The 17,331-nt window shown below is 68.4% G+C and carries 16 protein-coding genes and 3 pseudogenes; 9 read left to right on the forward strand and 10 right to left on the reverse strand.

Features of this window, described 5'->3' with window-relative positions; all coding sequences use genetic code 11:
- Nucleotides 1-117: 117 nt before the first annotated feature.
- Nucleotides 118-1,221 carry a M20 family metallopeptidase gene (locus ACWD0A_RS29115; protein WP_451302855.1) on the forward strand — a complete coding sequence of 368 codons (1,104 nt, stop codon included), beginning with the start codon at nt 118-120 and terminating at the stop codon, nt 1,219-1,221.
- 181 nt (nt 1,222-1,402) lie between these two features.
- Here the strand turns inward: ACWD0A_RS29115 and ACWD0A_RS29120 are convergent, their stop codons facing one another.
- Nucleotides 1,403-2,854 carry a transposase gene (locus ACWD0A_RS29120; protein WP_451302857.1) on the reverse strand — a complete coding sequence of 484 codons (1,452 nt, stop codon included), beginning with the start codon at nt 2,852-2,854 and terminating at the stop codon, nt 1,403-1,405.
- Nucleotides 2,855-3,289: 435 nt separating this feature from the next.
- Here ACWD0A_RS29120 and ACWD0A_RS29125 point away from each other — a divergent pair.
- The 3 genes and pseudogenes from ACWD0A_RS29125 to ACWD0A_RS29135 all read left to right on the forward strand — a co-directional run.
- Nucleotides 3,290-3,632 (forward strand): annotated as a pseudogene (locus tag ACWD0A_RS29125) (primase-like DNA-binding domain-containing protein); the annotation flags it as partial.
- Nucleotides 3,629-4,030, forward strand: coding sequence for a DUF6009 family protein (locus ACWD0A_RS29130; RefSeq protein ID WP_451302859.1), 402 nt, complete (start codon nt 3,629-3,631; stop codon nt 4,028-4,030). The pseudogene ACWD0A_RS29125 and the gene ACWD0A_RS29130, both read left to right, overlap by 4 nt.
- 844 nt (nt 4,031-4,874) lie before the next feature.
- Nucleotides 4,875-5,123 (forward strand): hypothetical protein, encoded by a 249-nt coding sequence (locus tag ACWD0A_RS29135; RefSeq protein WP_451302861.1) that lies wholly within the window; start codon nt 4,875-4,877, stop codon nt 5,121-5,123.
- A 504-nt stretch (nt 5,124-5,627) separates the two neighbouring features.
- On the opposite strand, the gene ACWD0A_RS29140 is transcribed toward ACWD0A_RS29135, so the two are convergent.
- Nucleotides 5,628-6,158 (reverse strand): DUF6584 family protein, encoded by a 531-nt coding sequence (locus tag ACWD0A_RS29140; protein ID WP_451302863.1) that lies wholly within the window; start codon nt 6,156-6,158, stop codon nt 5,628-5,630.
- A 286-nt stretch (nt 6,159-6,444) separates the two neighbouring features.
- Between ACWD0A_RS29140 and ACWD0A_RS29145 the strand changes: the two genes are divergently transcribed.
- From ACWD0A_RS29145 to ACWD0A_RS29155, 3 genes are all read left to right on the forward strand, one after another.
- Nucleotides 6,445-6,681 carry a hypothetical protein gene (locus ACWD0A_RS29145; protein ID WP_451302865.1) on the forward strand — a complete coding sequence of 79 codons (237 nt, stop codon included), beginning with the start codon at nt 6,445-6,447 and terminating at the stop codon, nt 6,679-6,681.
- On the forward strand, nt 6,681-7,058 hold the full coding sequence (locus tag ACWD0A_RS29150) for a fic family toxin-antitoxin system, toxin component (RefSeq protein WP_451302867.1): 378 nt from the start codon (nt 6,681-6,683) through the stop codon (nt 7,056-7,058). The genes ACWD0A_RS29145 and ACWD0A_RS29150 overlap by 1 nt, the downstream gene beginning before the upstream one ends.
- Nucleotides 7,059-7,722: 664 nt before the next feature.
- Nucleotides 7,723-8,331 carry a 3'-5' exonuclease gene (locus ACWD0A_RS29155; protein ID WP_451302869.1) on the forward strand — a complete coding sequence of 203 codons (609 nt, stop codon included), beginning with the start codon at nt 7,723-7,725 and terminating at the stop codon, nt 8,329-8,331.
- Nucleotides 8,332-8,689: 358 nt separating this feature from the next.
- Here the strand turns inward: ACWD0A_RS29155 and ACWD0A_RS29160 are convergent, their stop codons facing one another.
- Nucleotides 8,690-10,375, reverse strand: coding sequence for a ribonuclease J (locus tag ACWD0A_RS29160; protein ID WP_451302871.1), 1,686 nt, complete (start codon nt 10,373-10,375; stop codon nt 8,690-8,692).
- Nucleotides 10,376-10,795: 420 nt separating this feature from the next.
- Between ACWD0A_RS29160 and ACWD0A_RS29165 the strand changes: the two are divergent.
- Nucleotides 10,796-10,939 (forward strand): annotated as a pseudogene (locus ACWD0A_RS29165) (IS21-like element helper ATPase IstB); the annotation flags it as partial.
- Nucleotides 10,940-10,968: 29 nt separating this feature from the next.
- Here ACWD0A_RS29165 and ACWD0A_RS29170 read toward each other — a convergent pair.
- The 5 genes from ACWD0A_RS29170 to ACWD0A_RS29190 form a co-directional block, all read right to left on the reverse strand.
- The gene (locus ACWD0A_RS29170) at nt 10,969-11,259 is read right to left on the reverse strand and encodes a hypothetical protein (RefSeq protein ID WP_451302873.1); all 291 of its coding nucleotides are present in this window, start codon (nt 11,257-11,259) and stop codon (nt 10,969-10,971) included.
- Nucleotides 11,260-11,505: 246 nt separating this feature from the next.
- Nucleotides 11,506-11,919, reverse strand: coding sequence for an SMI1/KNR4 family protein (locus ACWD0A_RS29175; RefSeq protein WP_451302875.1), 414 nt, complete (start codon nt 11,917-11,919; stop codon nt 11,506-11,508).
- A gap of 12 nt (nt 11,920-11,931) precedes the next feature.
- Complete coding sequence (locus ACWD0A_RS29180; protein ID WP_451302877.1) at nt 11,932-12,270, reverse strand: hypothetical protein; 339 nt, start codon at nt 12,268-12,270, stop codon at nt 11,932-11,934.
- A 321-nt stretch (nt 12,271-12,591) separates the two neighbouring features.
- A complete protein-coding gene (locus ACWD0A_RS29185; protein ID WP_451302879.1) occupies nt 12,592-12,798 on the reverse strand; it encodes a hypothetical protein in 207 nt (68 codons plus the stop codon).
- Nucleotides 12,799-13,006: 208 nt separating this feature from the next.
- Nucleotides 13,007-13,990 (reverse strand): helix-turn-helix domain-containing protein, encoded by a 984-nt coding sequence (locus tag ACWD0A_RS29190; RefSeq protein WP_451302881.1) that lies wholly within the window; start codon nt 13,988-13,990, stop codon nt 13,007-13,009.
- 130 nt (nt 13,991-14,120) lie between these two features.
- Between ACWD0A_RS29190 and ACWD0A_RS29195 the strand changes: the two genes are divergently transcribed.
- Complete coding sequence (locus tag ACWD0A_RS29195) at nt 14,121-14,987, forward strand: NAD(P)-dependent oxidoreductase (protein WP_451302883.1); 867 nt, start codon at nt 14,121-14,123, stop codon at nt 14,985-14,987.
- A 177-nt stretch (nt 14,988-15,164) separates the two neighbouring features.
- Here the strand turns inward: ACWD0A_RS29195 and ACWD0A_RS29200 are convergent, their stop codons facing one another.
- Together ACWD0A_RS29200 and ACWD0A_RS29205 are read right to left on the reverse strand one after the other, a co-directional pair.
- Nucleotides 15,165-15,581, reverse strand: coding sequence for a DUF4259 domain-containing protein (locus ACWD0A_RS29200; protein ID WP_451302885.1), 417 nt, complete (start codon nt 15,579-15,581; stop codon nt 15,165-15,167).
- Between the two features lie 61 nt (nt 15,582-15,642).
- Nucleotides 15,643-17,225 (reverse strand): annotated as a pseudogene (locus ACWD0A_RS29205) (ISL3 family transposase).
- Nucleotides 17,226-17,331 lie beyond the last annotated feature (106 nt).

The raw sequence follows: 17,331 nt of genomic DNA on the forward strand, positions 1-17,331 counted from the left end.
CTATGAGCGCAATGCCGACCACTTCCTCGCCTTCGCCAGCATCGCCTGCAGCCTCATCTGCTACCGCAGACTCACCAAATGAGATGACCTCTAAGTTACCGAGCCTGAAGGTCGGACATGCACCAGAGCACTGAGGTCAGCACCGAGGCGATGCTCGCCGACCTCCGGCGACTCGTCGAGGTTGAGTCGCCCTCCCGCGACCTGGCTGCCCTCGAAGAGTCGGCCGAGGCAGTCGCCGAGATCCTGGAGAAGCGGTTGGGCGGTAAGGCGGTCCTGCTGCCAGGGGAGGCCGGAACCCACGTCCGTTGGTCCGGCGGCGGAACTCCGTATGTCCTCGTCCTCGGGCACCACGACACGGTGTTCCCCAGAGGCACCCTTGCCATGCGCCCGTTCCGGGTGGCCGACGGGCGCGCGACGGGGCCTGGCGTCTTCGACATGCTGGGCGGACTGGTGCAGGCCGTGCACGGGCTGGCAGCACTGGACGATCTGTCGGGCGTGGAGATCCTCGTGACGGCTGACGAGGAAGTGGGCTCGGGAACCTCGCGGGCACTCATCGAGGAGTTGGCGCAGGAGTGCGGCGCTGTGCTGGTGTTTGAAGGCTCCGCGGAAGGCGGAGGGTTGAAGACCGCCCGCAAGGGCTGCGGCACCTTCCGGGTGGACATCGAGGGTCGCGCGGCCCACGCCGGTCTTGAGCCTGCCGCCGGCGTGAACGCCTTGGTCGAAGCGGCCCACCAGGTGCTGGCCATCGCGGCGCTCAGCCGACCGGAGGTGGGCACGACGGTGACTCCGACGGTGGCCACCGCGGGGACCTCGGACAACGTGGTGCCAGCTGAGGCAACAGTGCTGGTCGACGTGCGCGTCGAGTCGGCCGCGGAGAAGGACCGGGTCGAGGCGGCGTTCACCGCGTTGACCCCGCACCTTCCCGGGGCCCAGCTCAAGGTGCAGGGCACGGTAGGCCGCCCCCCGATGCCCGAGTCCGCGGCCGCGGAGCTGTTCGCCATGGCGCAGCAGCTGCAGCCGGGCATCGAGGGCAAGGCGGTTGGCGGCGGCAGCGACGGCAACTTCACCGCCGCACTGGGCGTGCCGACCCTCGACGGGCTGGGCGCCGTTGGCGGCGGCGCGCACGCCGACCATGAATACCTGCTGGTCGACGCGATGGCCGATCGGGCCCGTCTCGTGGGCGGACTAGTGACTTCGATCCGCCACGCCCGCCAGGACTGATCCGCTGTTCGCCTTTCAGGCCCCGAACGTGCCAGGACCCAGGCGGGGAGAGTGACAGCCTCCGCCCGGGCTCCTGGCACGTTCGGGATGCTGCTCCACCCGTACCGTCCGGCGCCGGATTTCTAGGCCCCAGCCCGGGTGCCTCCTTTCCCCCGTGGGGCAGCACCCGGGCCGATCCGTCCTACAGTCCGGCGGCCGGATCGTCGCTGGCCGCGGTCCGCAGCGGGCGGTGGCCCTTGTCGTCGAGCTGGGCGAGTTCGCGCTCGTAGTCGACGGTGATGGAGCCGTAGTAGTTGACGACCGAGCTGCGGGCCGGGGAGATGTGCGCCAAGACCTCGGCGTCCACCTCCCGGCCGGCCTCGCGCAGCTGGTCGACGGCCAGGCCCATGTACTCCGTGTGCCAGCAGATGACCGCGTTCGTGACGACGGTCAGGCACCACGCCTGCTCGTTCTGCTGCTCGGGCTGACGCCGGGTGATCTTGCCCTCGCGGGCGTAGTGGAGCTGACGCCGCAGGGAGTGGATGGACTCGCCCTTGTTCAGCTGCCGGGCGATCTTGCGCCGGTATCCCTCGTCCGACAGATACTTCGCCGCGCAGATCGTGCGCCGGATCGCCCCGTACTCCTTGAGCGCGGCGGCCAGCGCGTTCTGCCGGGAGGACGCGGAGAGCTTGCCGACGATCAGCGAGGCGGCGGCGTGCCGGTACTTCAGCGACCCCGCAAGGCGCAGCAGGTCGTCCCAGTGGGCGGACACGAGGTCGAGGTTGGCCTTCTTCGTCAGCAGCGGCCCCGCCCTCGGGAACCGCTCCTCGTAGTCGGCCTTGGCGCCCATCCGGTACAGGGTGATCTTTCCCAGGTCGCGGATGCGGGGCGAGAGCTGCTTGCCGACCAGGTCGAACAGGCCGAAGTTGACCAGGGTCACGCCGTGCGTGTCCGTGGCGTGCTCGGTGATCGGCAGGTCGGTGGCGTTGCCCAGGGTCTCGTCCAGCACGTAGTGAGCCTCGCGGTGCGTGGCCACGATGACCTTCGTGCCGAACGTCGAGTGCTGGTCGCTCACGTGGGTGTAAGTGGAGATGCCCTCGGAGACGAAGTACTTGTTCAGGTGCCGGGCGGTTATCGACTTGCCCCGGGTGGGGGACCGCTGTCCGTCCGAGGACGACAGGGTGCCGGAGCCGAACATCGCGGTCATCGGCAGCTGGTGGTGGTAGTTGACCAGGTAGATGTTCGCCTCGCGCAGCGTCTCCTCGCGGATGTACCACTCCGCCGTCCACGCCAGCACGTCGTACGGGATGTCGCAGGAGGAGGCCATCCCGTGCAGCCCGAGGTTCGTGGACAGCCCGATCAGGCAGGCGATCAGGTTCCGCTTCAGCTGCGGGGAGCGGGCCTGCTTGCCGCCGGCGTGGGTGAAGCAGTCCAGGAACCCGATGTGCCGGTCCATCTCCACGAGCAGCGAGGCGATCGGCACGTTCGGCAGCATCCGCTCCAGCTCCGTGTGCAGGTCTTCGGCCTCGGTGGGGATGTCCTCCGCCGTGAGCGGGGAGATGACCAGCTCGCCGTCGTCGTTGAGCCGGACCGGCCCGTCGCCGCGCTTGAGCGTGTCCTCCAGGTCGCCCAGGGCCTCGTCGAGTTCGTCCATCACCAGCGGCAAGGCCTCGGAGAAGTCGGGGTTCTTGCCGACTAGGCGGCAGAACTCGATGCGGTGTTCGCCCCACTGGGCGGGGGGACAGGTAAGCGGCCGGGTTGTCGTAGCGGCGTGAGCCCGGCACGAACACGTCCCCCGAGCGCAGGCCGTCGCGCAGCGCGAGGAGCGTGCACAGCTCCCAGCAGTGCCGGTAGGCGGTCGCCTCCCCCTTGGCCGCGGCCTCGTCCAGGTAGCCCTGCCAGCGGGCCGGCACGAACAGCGTCGGGGCACCATGGGGGAGCGGGCGCCGGTGGCGTTCAGCTCCCGCAGAATCTCCAGCGCCTCGATCAGCGGCTGCGCGTCGGTGCCGCCGGCGAACCGCACCGTCGTTTCCCGTCGGCCGCCGGGCCCCGTCTCGGCGGCCGGCCGGGGGCCGGCCGGACCCCTGGCCTTGTCGCCGCCGAGGAAGGCCCCGGCATCCTGAACTGGCTGATCGAAGGCGCACGCCGCTACCATCGCCACCACCGCCTACGCCGAAACCGAGGACCACACCGGCCGCTTCTTCGACGAGACCTGCGTGCTGCACCCCGACTACCGAGCCGAGCAATCCCGTCTCTACACCGTGTACAAGGCCTGGTGCCAGAGCGAAGGCGCACCGCCGGCCTCAAGCCGCGCTTTCGCCGCCCGCGCCCGGGAGCTCGTCGGCCTGTCCTCCCCAAAAGAGATGATCTTGTCGAATTCGCGGAAGTATTACCCTGGCATCGGACTGCTCGCCGACGAGGAGAAGGCATGAGTGCCCTGATCAGCGACGACGAGATCAAGCACGAGACCGAACTGGTTTGGCTCGAAGACATCGAACAGCTCGACTACGTCCGCCAGAGCCTCGACCGCCTCCCAACCCGAGGCGGCAAGCCGGCCTACTTCCGCGACGGCCGCATGGTCGGCTACGCCATTCTCGACCCCAAAGCCAAAGCATCCCGCGCCTCCGGTACCTTCCGCCGCCGCGTCTTCTGGCTCCTGCCACACGATCGCGACACAGCTCCGGAGGGCCTGTATGCCATGGGCGCTCCCGCAGAAGCCGTCGACCCACGTACCCTCACTCCCGGCGTCAAATGTCGCAAGACCGAGCGCTCCGAGGGCGGCCCCCCATCGACTGCCATGCAGGAGCTCGGAATAACGCTCCCGCTGTAGTCCAGGCGGAAGCCATGTCCGAAGGACAGTCGCTTCAGTCGCTCCAAGCCTGCGTGCTGGCAGCATCGCCCGCACTGTTGCCTCGGCCCGGCAGCAGGTCTTGCCGGTGGCCGGCATTCGTGCACGAGTCCCCGCCGCCCTTCTGGGCGGGTGAAGCCACAGTGACGAGTCTGCGCTGTGAGAACGCAGGGTGTGGCTGATGCCCCACAAAGTGGCGTACGCGCCGATCGCCTGCGACGAGGCGGGCATCCTCAGCAAAGGTGGTCGCCGTCCTGCGCACTCTCTGAGAACTATGGAGGAGCGGTCCGCCCGGGCGGCGTGCGAATGGGACAGGGCCTTCGCCTCGATCGTGGACGCTGTGGACGAGGCAGTCGACCCGGTTCGGCGCCCTTTGGAGCGGGTACTACTCCTTGGCCCTCCAGGAGCCGACGCGGCGTGCCTTCAGATGCAGGAGTCGCTGAACAACCTGCAGGCCTCGCTGTACTCGTGGGCCGGGGGAAGAGGAGTGGCCCAACTTTCCGCTGTACCGCGGTGCGCGGAAGGTTGCCGATGAGGCTCGGGCAGGGTTCCTGGATGCCTCACGTGCTGTGATGCGGACCGCGCCTCGTCCTGGCCGCCGTTGGTGGCGACGGAGGGCCTGAACTCGACCGTGCGGCCTTGACGTCCTGGCCCGCCGCGGGATGCTGGCCGTGACCGTACGGCCAGCAGAGGGGGACACGGTGAACTGTCCACGGTGCGGAGCAGCAGCCCAGCAGGGTCCGAACGGGTCGTGGTCCTGCGCGAACTGCGGGCCAATCAGCGGCAGCACCCCCGCGTCGGCCGCGGCCGCACTATCGTCCTCGGCATGAGCGCGCGACGAGACACCCCGCCGCCGACCGTCGCCCCTGAACCGCCGGTGGACGAGGGGCCGAAGATCACGCGGACGGATTGCGACCGGTGCGGGACCCGGGTGGCAGGGATCGACGGCCGGTATGCATGCGGGGTGTGCGGCTGGGTGAACCACTGGTCCGAAGGGCACCGTCCGCTACCGCCAGCCGAGGCGGACGTCGACTTCCCCGACCGGCCCGGCGCCGCCGCGCAGCGCGACCGCTGACAGACGGGTGCGCACCCAGCCCGCCTCCCAAGCAACCGATCGCCTGGTCGTCAGTGTCTGCGCCTTTTCGACTCCGTTGACGTGGGTATGGCAGAGAGCGACCGCCCTCGGTCTTGCTTCACGAACTTCTGGCACCCACACTCGCACCTGCCGATTGCCCCTTGATGCTTGCGGGGCAGGTGATTGCATACCGCGCACCTGTGGCCCGCATGCTTGACGAGAACTCCCGCGCCGACGTACCCACACCAACACTCGTGCGGGCCTTTGAAGGGTTGGGCTGCCATGTCAGATCCTGCTCTGAACCGTACGGGCGTAGCCGACAACCATGGTGACTGCATACCGCCGAAGGCACTTCGTGTAGCAGCGCTGGCACAGCTTCTGCGGGTTGCCGCTGCGGCGCCTATGAGGGCATCGGACCTGCATCATCTGCTCGACCTCCCGGACAGCTTCCCGAACGTACGGAGCTTGAGCGGCGCTCCTCACCGGCCCCGCTGGTGACCTGGGTCAGTCGAAGAGGGCAACGACTCCATTCACCCAGATCGCGAGGAACGCAAGGGCCCCCACCAGGCAGCCGACGCCCGCCAGCACGCCGCTGACCGTCCAAGGCTCGGAGGGCGCCTCCTCGTACTTCTCCTCCAGGCCGTCCCGGTAGGAGGCGGGGTCGTCCCAGTCGACGGGGTGCCCCAGCTCCTCCGCGTAGGCGGTCCGCACTGCGACCAGCTGCCCCTCCGCGAAGGAGGTGGCAGCCATCGCCTCGGGGCCGCGCCAGGCGAGGGCCTTCATCCGCCACCCGGGAGACCCGTACCGCGCCTCGAAAGCGACGGTCTCGTCGGCGTGGCGATCCTCTTCGAGGTACATCCAGCGTCCGGCCTCGGCGGCATCGCCGTAGAGCCGGTACACCTCGGCCAGACGCCGGCGGAGCGTCAGGTCGTACGGGAAGGACGAGACGAGACCGCGCAAACGCTGGCGCGCGACGGGAACCCGGCCGGCGGCCAGGTCTGCATCGACTCGGGCAAGGGTCTCTCTCAGGGGCATGAACACATGATCGGGTACCGCACTGATCCACGTCGACCTGGTTTGTCGCTCAACACTCGCTCGCTCTCAATGGCATCGACTGACCCCCACTGAGATGGGACACCATCACTTACGGGACAGCCTTTTGTTGACCAGGAAGGCACCACCACCGCAGTCACCGAACGATGCGCCCGGTTCTTCACATGCACCGACGAAGAAGCCCCTGCTGCGCCATCTCAGGGCCGGAGGGCTGGTCTGCAGGGCCACCACCTGCCTAAGATTGGTAACACCTGTTACCATGCCGGGTATGGCGAAAACACAGATTGGCGCCCGAGTGGACGAGGACGTAGCGGAACTCGCGAGGCAGCGCGCCGCTGACCTCGGTCTGAGTCTGGGGGATTACCTGACCCGCCTCGTGCAGGAGGACAGCAGTGGCCTGCGCGCCCGGGCTGTGGACGCGGCAGCCCGCTTCCTCGCCGAGCACCAGGACATCTTCGACGATGCCGAGGACGCCCAGCAGACTCCGGCAGCGCACGCCGCGTGATGGAACTCCACATTGACGTCCCCTGGATCGTGCAGGTCGCCGAGATCGCAGGAGCGGGCGATCCGGCCTCAGACGACTACGGCGTACCTCTCGCTGCGGTAGCGCGCCACCACGCCGAGTTCTTCGAGCAGCCCGTCTACGGCAGCCCCTACACCAAGGCCGCCGCCCTCGTACACACCCTGGGCCGCTGCCGCTGGCTCGAGCGCTCCAACATGGCCGTCGCCGCCGCTAGCGGGGTCATGTACCTAGAAGCCGCAGGCATCGCGGTCAAACCCACCCGCAACGACGCCATGGCCCTACGCGACCTCCTCCTCGATTCCGGCTGCACCGCCGCCAAGATCGCCGCACTCCTCCGCACGTGGCCCACCGCCACCTGAGGCCCCGCCCCCCAGAGTGGGGCGGTCAGCAGGGCAGGCGCCGATCCACCTGCACCCGCAGTTCCTGCGCCAGCCCGTAGGTCGGCCCAGCCCCCGTGCCGTCACGCCCCCGCCGGGACCTGGACGGCGTGCTCCTTGGCTCGGGTGAAGCCCGCGCGAACGTCAAAGGCGGGCGCTGTTCGCGATCACTCGCCGCATACTACGAGCAGCACGGCTGCCGATGCAGTACCACGACACGGCCGGCGCAAAATCATGCCAGAGGCCGAGCATCGGATTCTCGACCACTCCCACCAGCTGGAAACGTCGGCGCCCAGGGGGCGCTGACGTTCCGCAAGATGAGCTGCGGCGGCGCCTACGCCCACGGTGAGGCCACTACGGAATCAAGGAGCTGTGCAACATCAGCTCCCGCAGCAGCTTCGCCTGCGCCAGAGGGCGTGGGTCAAGCCCGACCTCGCCGAAGTGCCCGAAGCCGCCCGGGACCACGGCGCGATGGGCCCGTAGAGGTCGCCGAGCGGGCCATCATCGTTGAGGGACTGGACGAGCCGCCGCGTTACTACCTCCAGCACGGCGGCTACAAGTGCCGCGACCGATCAAAGCCCCGCCACTACCGCCAGCACGGCCGGGATCCCATTGGCTGGACGGCGGAGAACGGAACACCCACGCCATGAACTTCACCGCCTGGCCCCACGTCCTTGTCGTAGATGTCGAGGGCAACGGCACCAATCCTCCCGACCTGGTCGAGGTCGCTGCGCTGCCTCTCCGCGACGGCCAGGCGGACAAGACCACGGCGGGGGCGTGGCTGATCCGCCCGCCCCGGCCGGTGACCCCGTTCGCGACCCGCGTGCACGGCCTGCGCAACGAAGACCTGGCCGGCGCCCCCGAATGGGACGAGATCGCCGACAAGGTCCACGGCCTCATGGGCGACGCGTGGATCTGCGCCCACAATGCACACGTGGACTACCGGGCATTGAAAGGGCACATGCCGAAGTGGGAGCCGGCCGGCGTCATCGACACACTTCGCCTGGCCAAGGCCACCTTCAAGAACCTGCCCTCCTACGGCCTCGACGCGCTCATCAGCCACATGAGGCCCGATCTTTCGGAAGCCCCCGCCGTGGGACGGCACCGAGCAACGTACGACGCCTACGCCACGGCACAGCTCCTCATCGCCATGGCCGACCACTACGACACCTGGGACCAGCTGATCGCTGCGGCCGTGCCGCCCTGCCTGCCCGGCGCCCCGAAACAGAAGCGGAACCCACCCTATGGTGACTAGAAGCCCGTCCGTATCGCGGCGCTCAGCGCACTCCACCGGCAAGACGACGCTCATTGCCCTCCACGGGCTCGCTCATTCCCATGACCTGGGTACCAGTGGTCTGGTGAGGCAGTTCATTGGCCCGCGAGGCCACCGCGGTGCTGCACCCCTGCCTCACCGGACCGCGGGTCCCGCCGGCGCCGCAGAGAGACGTCGCCCATCGGCGTCGGCTTCCAGTCGAGCTCGGCGAAACGCGCGCTCATCCCTGTCCAATTCTTCGCTTCCGGCTGCGGGCCGGGCAGTTCATGCCGCCTGCAGCAGGAGGGACCGGCAGGTTGCGGGAGATTCGCTGCCGCCCGTAACCCGCGTTCGACGCCGGTCAGGCGTCGATGATCACTGGAATGATGAGGGGCTTGCGGCGGTAGGTGCGGAAGGCCCAGTTGGCGACCGCGCGGGCGATGAGCTGTTCGAGCTGGTGGGCGTCGCCGACGCCTTCCTCCGCCGCCTTCGCCAGAGTTTTCTCGATCACCGGGATGACGGGCTCGAAGGTGGTGTCGTCGTGGACGAATCCACGGGCCAGGAAGTCGGGCGCCTCCGCGAGCGCTCCTGTGTCGGCGTCCACGATCGCGACCACCGTCACCACGCCCTCTTCCGCGAGAGTGACACGGTCTTTCAGGGACGCCTCGGTGGCGCCGCCGACGGTCATGCCGTCGACGTAGACGTTGCCCGCGGGCACCTTGCCGGTGATCGAGGCGCGCCCGTCGACCAGGTCGACGACGACGCCGTCCTCGGCGATCACTACGCGGTCCGGGTCGACGCCGGTACGGATCGCCAGGTCGGCGTTGGCCCGCAGATGCTTCCATTCCCCGTGCACGGGCATGACGTTGCGGGGCTTGACGATGTTGTAGCAGTAAACGAGTTCGCCGGCGCTGGCATGCCCGGAGACATGCACCTTGGCATTGCCCTTGTGGACGACGTTCGCGCCCCAGCGGGTCAGGCCGTTGATGACGCGGTAGATGGCGCTCTCGTTGCCAGGGATCAGGGAGCTGGCGAGCAGGACCGTGTCGCCCTTGCCGATCCGGATCATGTGGTCGCGGTTGGCCATCCGGGACAGTGCGGCCATCGGCTCGCCCTGCGATCCCGTGCAGACCAGGGTGATCTGGTGGTCCGGCAGCTTCTCCAGTTCCTTCATGCCGACCACGAGACCGGAGGGCACCTTCAGGTAACCGAGTTCGCGGGCGATGCCCATGTTGCGGACCATCGACCGGCCCACGAAGGCGACCTTCCGTCCGTGCTGGTGCGCGGCGTCGAGTACCTGCTGGATGCGGTGCACATGGCTGGCGAAGCTGGAGACGATGACCCGTCGCGGTGCCGTGCGCAGGACGTGCTCGATCGCGGGGTTCAATTCGCGTTCGGAGGTGGTGAAGCCGGGAACTTCGGCGTTGGTGGAGTCGGTGAGGAATAGGTCCACGCCCTCCTCGCCGAGCCTGGCGAAGGCGCGCAGGTCGGTGATGCGGTCGTCCAGGGGGAACTGGTCCATCTTGAAGTCACCGGTGTGCAGCACCATGCCGGCATCCGTGCGGATCGCGACCGCGAGCCCGTCCGGGATGGAGTGGTTGACGGCGACGAACTCGCAGTCGAAGGGGCCGAATCCCCGCCGGTCGCCCTCGCGGACCCGCACAGTGCGCGGCCTGATGTTGTGTTCCTTCAGTTTGGCCTCCAGGAAGGCCAGCGTCAGCTTGGAACCGACGACGGGAATGTCGGACCGCTCGCGCAGGAGGTAGGGCACGCCCCCGATGTGGTCCTCGTGCCCATGGGTGAGGACGACGGCCACGATGTCGTCCAGGCGGTCCCGGATCGAGGTGAAGTCGGGAAGGATGACGTCCACCCCGGGCTGTGTCTCTTCGGGGAACAGGACGCCGCAGTCGACGATCAGCAGTTTTCCGGCGTGCTCGAACACTGTCATGTTGCGGCCGATCTCGCCCAGGCCGCCCAGCGCGACGACCCTCAGTCCCCCTGCCGGCAGCGGAGGAGCGGCTTTCAGTTCGGGATGCGGATGACTCATACCCTGACGCTACCGGGGAGTCTGCGGGAAGTGATCCACTGCGGATCCGTCGCCTTCCACACGCAGTCCGGGCAGCTGGACCTTCGCCCGGACTCGCCCACCTACGCCACCCAGCTGAGGCTCCTCAGCGCCGGATCGTCGCCGCGGCGAACGACACCGCCGCCACCCGGGCAGTCCGCACAGTCCGGGTCCTGCCCGTTGGCACCGCGCCCGCAGCGCGCACGGTGGAGTGCCCGACACCCCTGGCCGCGCCGAAGGCGCCCTTCAAGACCCGGGGTCGGAACGGCGGCCCGCCCCCTCTCGCATGGGGCGGACCGCCGTTCGACTCGAAGGGGCGCCCGGTGAGTACGGCGCGTCGTCGTGGCCCCCTGGATCAGTCCGATGACCCAAGACGCGCTCCGCGCCAGTGACATCGACTTGACCAAGACCTTCACCGGCCCCAGGCTTTGCGCGGCGATCGTCGACCGCCTCACCTTCGGCGGCAACATCATCGAGACAGGAACCGATTCCTACCGCCTCTCTACCACCCGAGCCGGCGCCGAACAACAGCTGGCCACCAGCTGACCTGGGCGCACAAGGCTTCGTGAGCATCCTCAACGCTCACGGATCCTTGACCACCACCAGCCGCCCATCTTGAAGGCGTTCACCGGCCCAGGGTTCGGCAGAGTGCGACGCTCGAACTCATCGTCGATGCGAGCAATCAGCCGGCCGAGATCGCGCCGGGCACCGCGAGGGAGGTAAAGCATGACCTCTCCCAGATCATCTCGGGCATACTCCACCTCCAGTCCGGGCTGCCAGACCTGGGATGCGTTCAGATAACGGCCGGGTTGCCTGAACGCCCACTCGAAACGGGCGAGCGCGTCAGCAACTGCGCCAGGCCACATCCGCTCATCCTCGACGCGGCGGACAGCTGCACGAGTCCTCGCGAAAAACCCCGGATCCGCCGAACTGCAACGTGTCTGCGAGGCCGCCACCGCTCAGCACGGACGACCTTCGGGCGCCTACGCGGCATCGCCCTTTCTGAGCAACATGCCCGGCATCCTGCCACGAACGGAGCCGACTCCGCACGGACGATCGAGCCCCCGCCGCTCGGGGGGTGCTCTTACTTCTCGGTTCTGGCACACATTCCGTCAGGGCAGCGGTCGGGAGGGCGTGGGATCGGTGTCGTCCCATTTCCACCCGGTTTGAGGGAACTGATCCAGCAGAGCGGAGAGGGACGCTGCCTGGTGGATGGCCGATGACCAGTCTTCCGCGGAGACGTCGAGTGTCACCAGAGGTGGGGTGTCCTGGCGGAAGTCGTAGGCAAGCAGCTCGCGGCTTCCGTCTCCGCCGATGACGACGGCGCCGGGGAAGCGTTTCTGGAATTCACCGGCGTCATTGATGCCGATGAGCTCGTCCAGCGCGTCGATCACCAGGAAGTCGTCAGCGGGAGGAACGAACTGACTCAGACTCCCTGTAGTACCCAGGAAGTCCCGGTAGTCCTGAGGAAACCGGACTCCGAAGTGGTGCTCGACCTGCACGATCTGGTCCTCGTTCGAACTCATGAGGCAGTTCTATCAAGGGCAGAGGAGGTGACGGTGGCCGCTTTGTGCCGCGGTGAGGAGGACACGTTTGCGGAGTAGGGGGAGCTTGGCTCGTCCGAACATCTGGCGTTTGATCATCTTGATGTGATTGACACGGCCCTCGACGGGGCCGGAGTTCCAGCGGGTGCTCAGACCCTGGACGACGGCGTCCCAGTCTTTCTCCAGGCCGGTGGCGAACGCGTACAGCCGGGGCAGGTCCGCGATGCGGGTGGCGGCCGCCAGCCTTCTCCGGGCTGGACCGAGGACCAGAGGGCTGCGGTCGCCCAGCTGCGCACCGAGTGCGTGGCGCTGTCCGCGACCGTCGGCGCGCACACATACTGGGCCTCGCTCACCGGCGAGGACGTCGTGAAGGCGCGCCAGGAGCTGAAGCTGTCACCAGGCCTAAGATTGTCCCGTCGGTCGACGCGACGACCGCCGCCTGACCCCAAAGAGACTCGCCCGCCGCGTCCGTCGCCCCCGCCCGACTTGCCCCAGCTGCCCACCCTGGAGACGCGGCTCGCCATGAATTCCCAACGGGGGCGGGTGCAGGCGGATCACCGCTGTCGAGCAGCATCCGGAACTCCGGGCAGAGCCGATCCAAGAATCGCCATCACGGCGGGTCTCTGGTGATCTCTCCGTCGGTGCAGGTCAGGCTCAGCTCCAGCTCGGCGAGAGTTCGTTCGGATGGCCGTATGGCACTGGTCGGCCCGTGTACGCGTCGAGCAGGACGCGGTCGTACACGGGTCGATCCAGCTTCACCGTCACGTGCTTCTTCTTTGCCTGCGTGGAGCAGTCACCGGTCTTCGGGCTTTTGACGGAGGCTGACAGCACTACGCTGCCGCGTGTTTCCAGGACATCCACGGCGGGGCCGTCGTCGCCGGGTGGAAGATCCGCGTGATGGTGTGCCGTCGATGCGGAACGGTCGTCGTCGACGAAGGTCTCAACGACGTTGGTGCAGAGGCGATCGGCATCGCTCTGGCCGCGTCGAGTTGCTCACGCACTGACCGGCCGCGGTTCTGGGTCTTTCCCCTGCACGCACTCTTCCGTGCGTACAAGCCCCAGCTCGCTATTACGAAGGTAGCCGCGGGGGCCTGAACGACTTGCGGTAGTCGGTGGGGGAGACCCCCACCGTCCGGGTGAAGTGGTGGCGCAGGTTCGCCGCCGTGCCCAGGCCGCTGCGGTCGCCGATCTGCTCCACCGGCAGGTCGGTCGACTCCAGCAGGCTCTGTGCCCGGCCGATGCGCTGCTGCAACAGCCACTGCAGCGGCGTCGTGCCGGTCGCCTCCCGCAGCCGCCGGTAGAAGGTGCGCGGGCTCAGCCCGGCCCGGCGCGCCAGGTCCTCGACGGTGAGCGGCTCGTGCAGCCGCTCGGCCGCCCACTGGAGTACGGGAGCCAGGCCCGCGTCGTCGTCGCGGGGCACCGGCGCCTCGATGAACTGGGCCTGGCCGCCCGAGCGGTGGGCCTGCACGACGAGGCGCCGCGCCAGCTGGTTGGCGACCGAGGCCCCCAGGTCGCGGCGGACCAGGTGCAGGCACAGGTCGAGCGCGGCGGTGGCCCCGGCGCTGGTGAGGACCCCGCCCTCGTCGGTGTAGAGGACCGAGTCGTCGACGACCACCTCGGGGTGGCGGGCCGCCAGCTGGGCGGTGTGACTCCAGTGCGCGGTGGCCCGGCGGCCGTCGAGGAGCCCGGCCGCGGCGAGCGCGAAGGCGCCGGTGCACAGGGAGACCATCCGGGCCCCAGAGGCGGCGGCTTCGCGCAGGGCTGCTACCAGATCGGCCGGGACCTCCTGGCCGTCCTCGACGACCGCGTCGGGCACGGACGGCACGATGACCGTGTCGGCGCCCACGAGCGCGTCCAGGCCGTACTCCGTACGCAGGGAGATTGCCCCGGCCGGGGCGTTGCCGCAGAGCCTCAGCTCGTACCAGGGGTCGGCCAGGTCGGGCTGCGGGATGCCGAACACCGTGCAGGCGATGGAGAGTTCGAACAGCTCCCAGAGGGAGACCCCCGAGCGAGGGTCGGGGACGACGGCCACGGCGACGACACCTGCGCTCATTCACCGATCCTAACCCGGCCCCGTGGCAGGAATTTTGCGTACATGGTCAGTCCTGCCACTGTCACGCCCCTTCCGCTCCTGCGAGTGTGGATCTTGTTCAAGGACCGCCACAGACAGGGAGTTGTCACTCATGAACGCACAGAACGTCACCGTCATCGGTCTGGGACAGATGGGCGCGGCGCTCGCCGGTGCCCTCCTGGACGCCGGGCACACCACGACCGTCTGGAACCGCAGTCCCGAGAAGGCCGGGCCCCTCGTCGCCCGGGGCGCGGTCCGCGCGGAGACGGTCGCCGAGGCCGTCGCCGCGAGCGACCTAGTCCTGGTGTGCGTCCTCGACTACCCGGCCGTACGCGAACTCCTCGGCCCCGTAGGGGAGTCGCTGCGCGGCAAGGCCCTGGTCAACCTCACCTCAGGCTCGCCCGAGCAGGCGCGCGAGGAGGCGAAGTGGGCGGCCGGGCAGGGGATCGCGTACCTCGACGGCGGCATCATGACGACCCCGCCCGGCGTCGGCGACAGCGCCCACATGTTCCTCTACAGCGGCGCCCCCGAGGTCCTGGCCGCGCACCGCGACACCCTGGCCGTCCTCGGCGACCCCGTCGACCTCGGGACGGACGCGGGGCTCGCCTCGCTGTACGACTCCGGGCTGCTCGGCCTCATGTGGTCCGTCTTCGGCGGCTGGCTGCACGCCACCGCGCTGGCCGGCGCGGACGGGGTCGCGGCGAGGGACTTCACGACGATCGCCTGCCGCTGGCTGAAGACGGTGTCCTGGTTCATGACCGGGTACGCCGAGCAGATCGACGCGGGCGAGTACCCCGGCCACGACGCCACCATCGACGTGCAGGTCGCCGCGATCGGCCACCTGCTGCACGCCGGGGCGGACCGGGGCATCGACCCCCGACTGCCCGAACTGCACCTGGAGTTGATGCGCCAGATGGTGGCCGCCGGGCACGGGGGCGACAGCTACGCCCGCGTGATCGACGCCTTCCGTAAAAGCTAGGTCGTCAACGCCGCTGCGTTAATGGCCCACAGAGACCGTCTCATCCTTGAGAACCTGACGCTGCCGTCATTTCTCATCGACATCCGCAGTCCAGATGATTACCCCCTGCCTCCCGAACCTGCCGACAAACGCTGTCCCTAGAGAGGTTCTGGCACGACTTCCGTGAAGCGGTCACGATTAGTGATCAGTGGGTGTTTCGAGTGCTTGGAGGATCTGTCGCACTTCCTGGCGCCACTGGTCAGCGTCGGCGCTGTCCACCCAGCCGGTTGCCATTTCTGACCCGTCCTGGAGAACCCGGTCCAGTGCGAGTCTCGCCAACGCGCGAAGGGAGGCTGGCAGTTTCGGCAGCGGTTCCCTGGGACCGTCATCCGGGTCAATCACGATGCGGCTGTCCGGGAGAGTGCTGGCGACGAGAGCGCCGGCGGCAACGGCCTCGGCCCCGTCTCCGCCATCGACGCGTTCTCCCGAGTCGGTGACTCGCTGGAATGCCCGCCCCAGCACGTCAATAACCTGCTGGTGAGTGAGTCTCTCAAGTCCATCGACGAAGTCTGCGGCAAGGTCGCTGTCGAACGGGCCGGTTCCCCACGTTCCCATGCATGCCTCCTGATACGGCTGTCTCGGACGAAGGCATGGTTCCAGGAGCCACTGACATCGGTCACGGGGCCAGGAGGACCCGCTTGCGGAGCAGTGCGAAGCCGGCGCGTCCGAACATCTGGCGCTTGAGCATCTTGATCCTGTTGACGTGTCCTTCGACGACGCCGGAGTTCCAGGGCAGGGTCAGGCCGGCGATGACCGCGTCGCGGTCTCGGTCGATGCCGGCCGCGAGAGTGTGGAGGCTGGGCAGGTCGTCCTGGCGGACGGCGTCGAGCCACTGAGGGAGTCGCTCCCCCTGCCGCTCGGTGAGCATTTGGGCGAAGGACCGGACGTGACCGGTCAGGGCGTCGAGTTCAGGGCAGTTGGCCAGGACGACCTTGAGCCGGAGCTGTTCGATCTCGGTTAGCGTCTCGGGTCGGCTGAGGATCCATCTCGTCACCACGCGGGGTGCCGGCGGTTGCGCGGTGACCGGCCGTGGCAAGGTGCGCTTCTCTCGCAGGTAGGCGCTGACGCGGCCGTAACTGCCTCGATAGCCCAAGGGAACGATCTCCTCCCAGAGCTTACAGGCGTTGGTGCAGCCCTCGTCCCAACGTTCGTCCAGGTAGGGCTTGTACTCGTCGAGGACGGAGGTTCTGTTGAGCTGCCACTGGCCGCGAAAAAGGTCTTCCGGCTTCGCAGCGTCGGCGAGGCTTTTGACGGTGCGGTGGGTCATCTGGAGCTCACGCCCGATGGAACGGCGGCTGTGGCTCCGGCTTCCAGCAGCGCGTGGACCGTGGCGTGCCTGGCTCGGACGCGGTTGGCGAACCGCTCGCTCCGCCATGGCGAGTCCGCCTTCTCCTCAGGCGGCGCCGGTTCGTCGGCCTTCCCCTCGCGATCGGGGACCAGGACACGAAGGCACTGGCGGTGGCGGGCGACAGCCCGCTCAGCGGCCTCCCCGAGGTTGTGCCACAAGTGCCAGCGGTCGGCGACCTGCGTGGCCTGGGGTGCCCCGGCTGTGGCACCTTCCGCGAAGAACGGCGCGCGGTCCCGGCAGACGATCTCGATCCCGGGGCGCTTCGCCAGCCATGCGGCCAGGCTGGACGCCTCCCGGTCAGGCAGCAAATCCACCGGCCGACGGGTCTCGACGTCGACAAGCACCGTGCCGTAGACCCGTCCTTTGCGTGTGGCGTACTCATCAACACCAACCACCCGCGGGGCCGGGACTTCGGGTTCGGGCAATGCATCGAGCAGCCGCAACACCGCGCTGCGGCTGATGGACACCCCGAAGGCCCGTGCCATCCGGGAGCCGGCCCGGCCGGCGAGGGCGAGACCCACCGCGGCGAGAGTCGACCGCAACCGCTCCGTCCACCTGCTGTGCTGCCGGGTCAGTCCCGGTATCTGCTCAGCGAACGTCCGCCGAGCACACGAAGACTCCGGACAGAAGAACCGCCGAACTCGCAGTTGTAGGATCACCAGACGTCCCCCACTCGGCACGTCCGCTGGAAACCGCAGGTAAGAGCTGTGCACCCGGGTCGACTCGCTCCCACTGTCCGGGCATGCCGCCCCGGCCGCCGTACTGCGGACGCCGACGCGTATCGCCTCGTGGCTCACGTCCAGCGACAGCACCGACACGTTCGCGATGGACGGTAACAGCAGGCCCTCCAGACGGGGCGACGTCTCTTCCACGACGCCGCACTGTCGACCACTCCAAGATCGGCCCTGGTCATTTCAGGCAACTTCCCGGAGCCTGATCCGAGCGTCAGCCGTCACT

This window comes from Streptomyces sp. NPDC002867, from assembly GCF_053591895.1.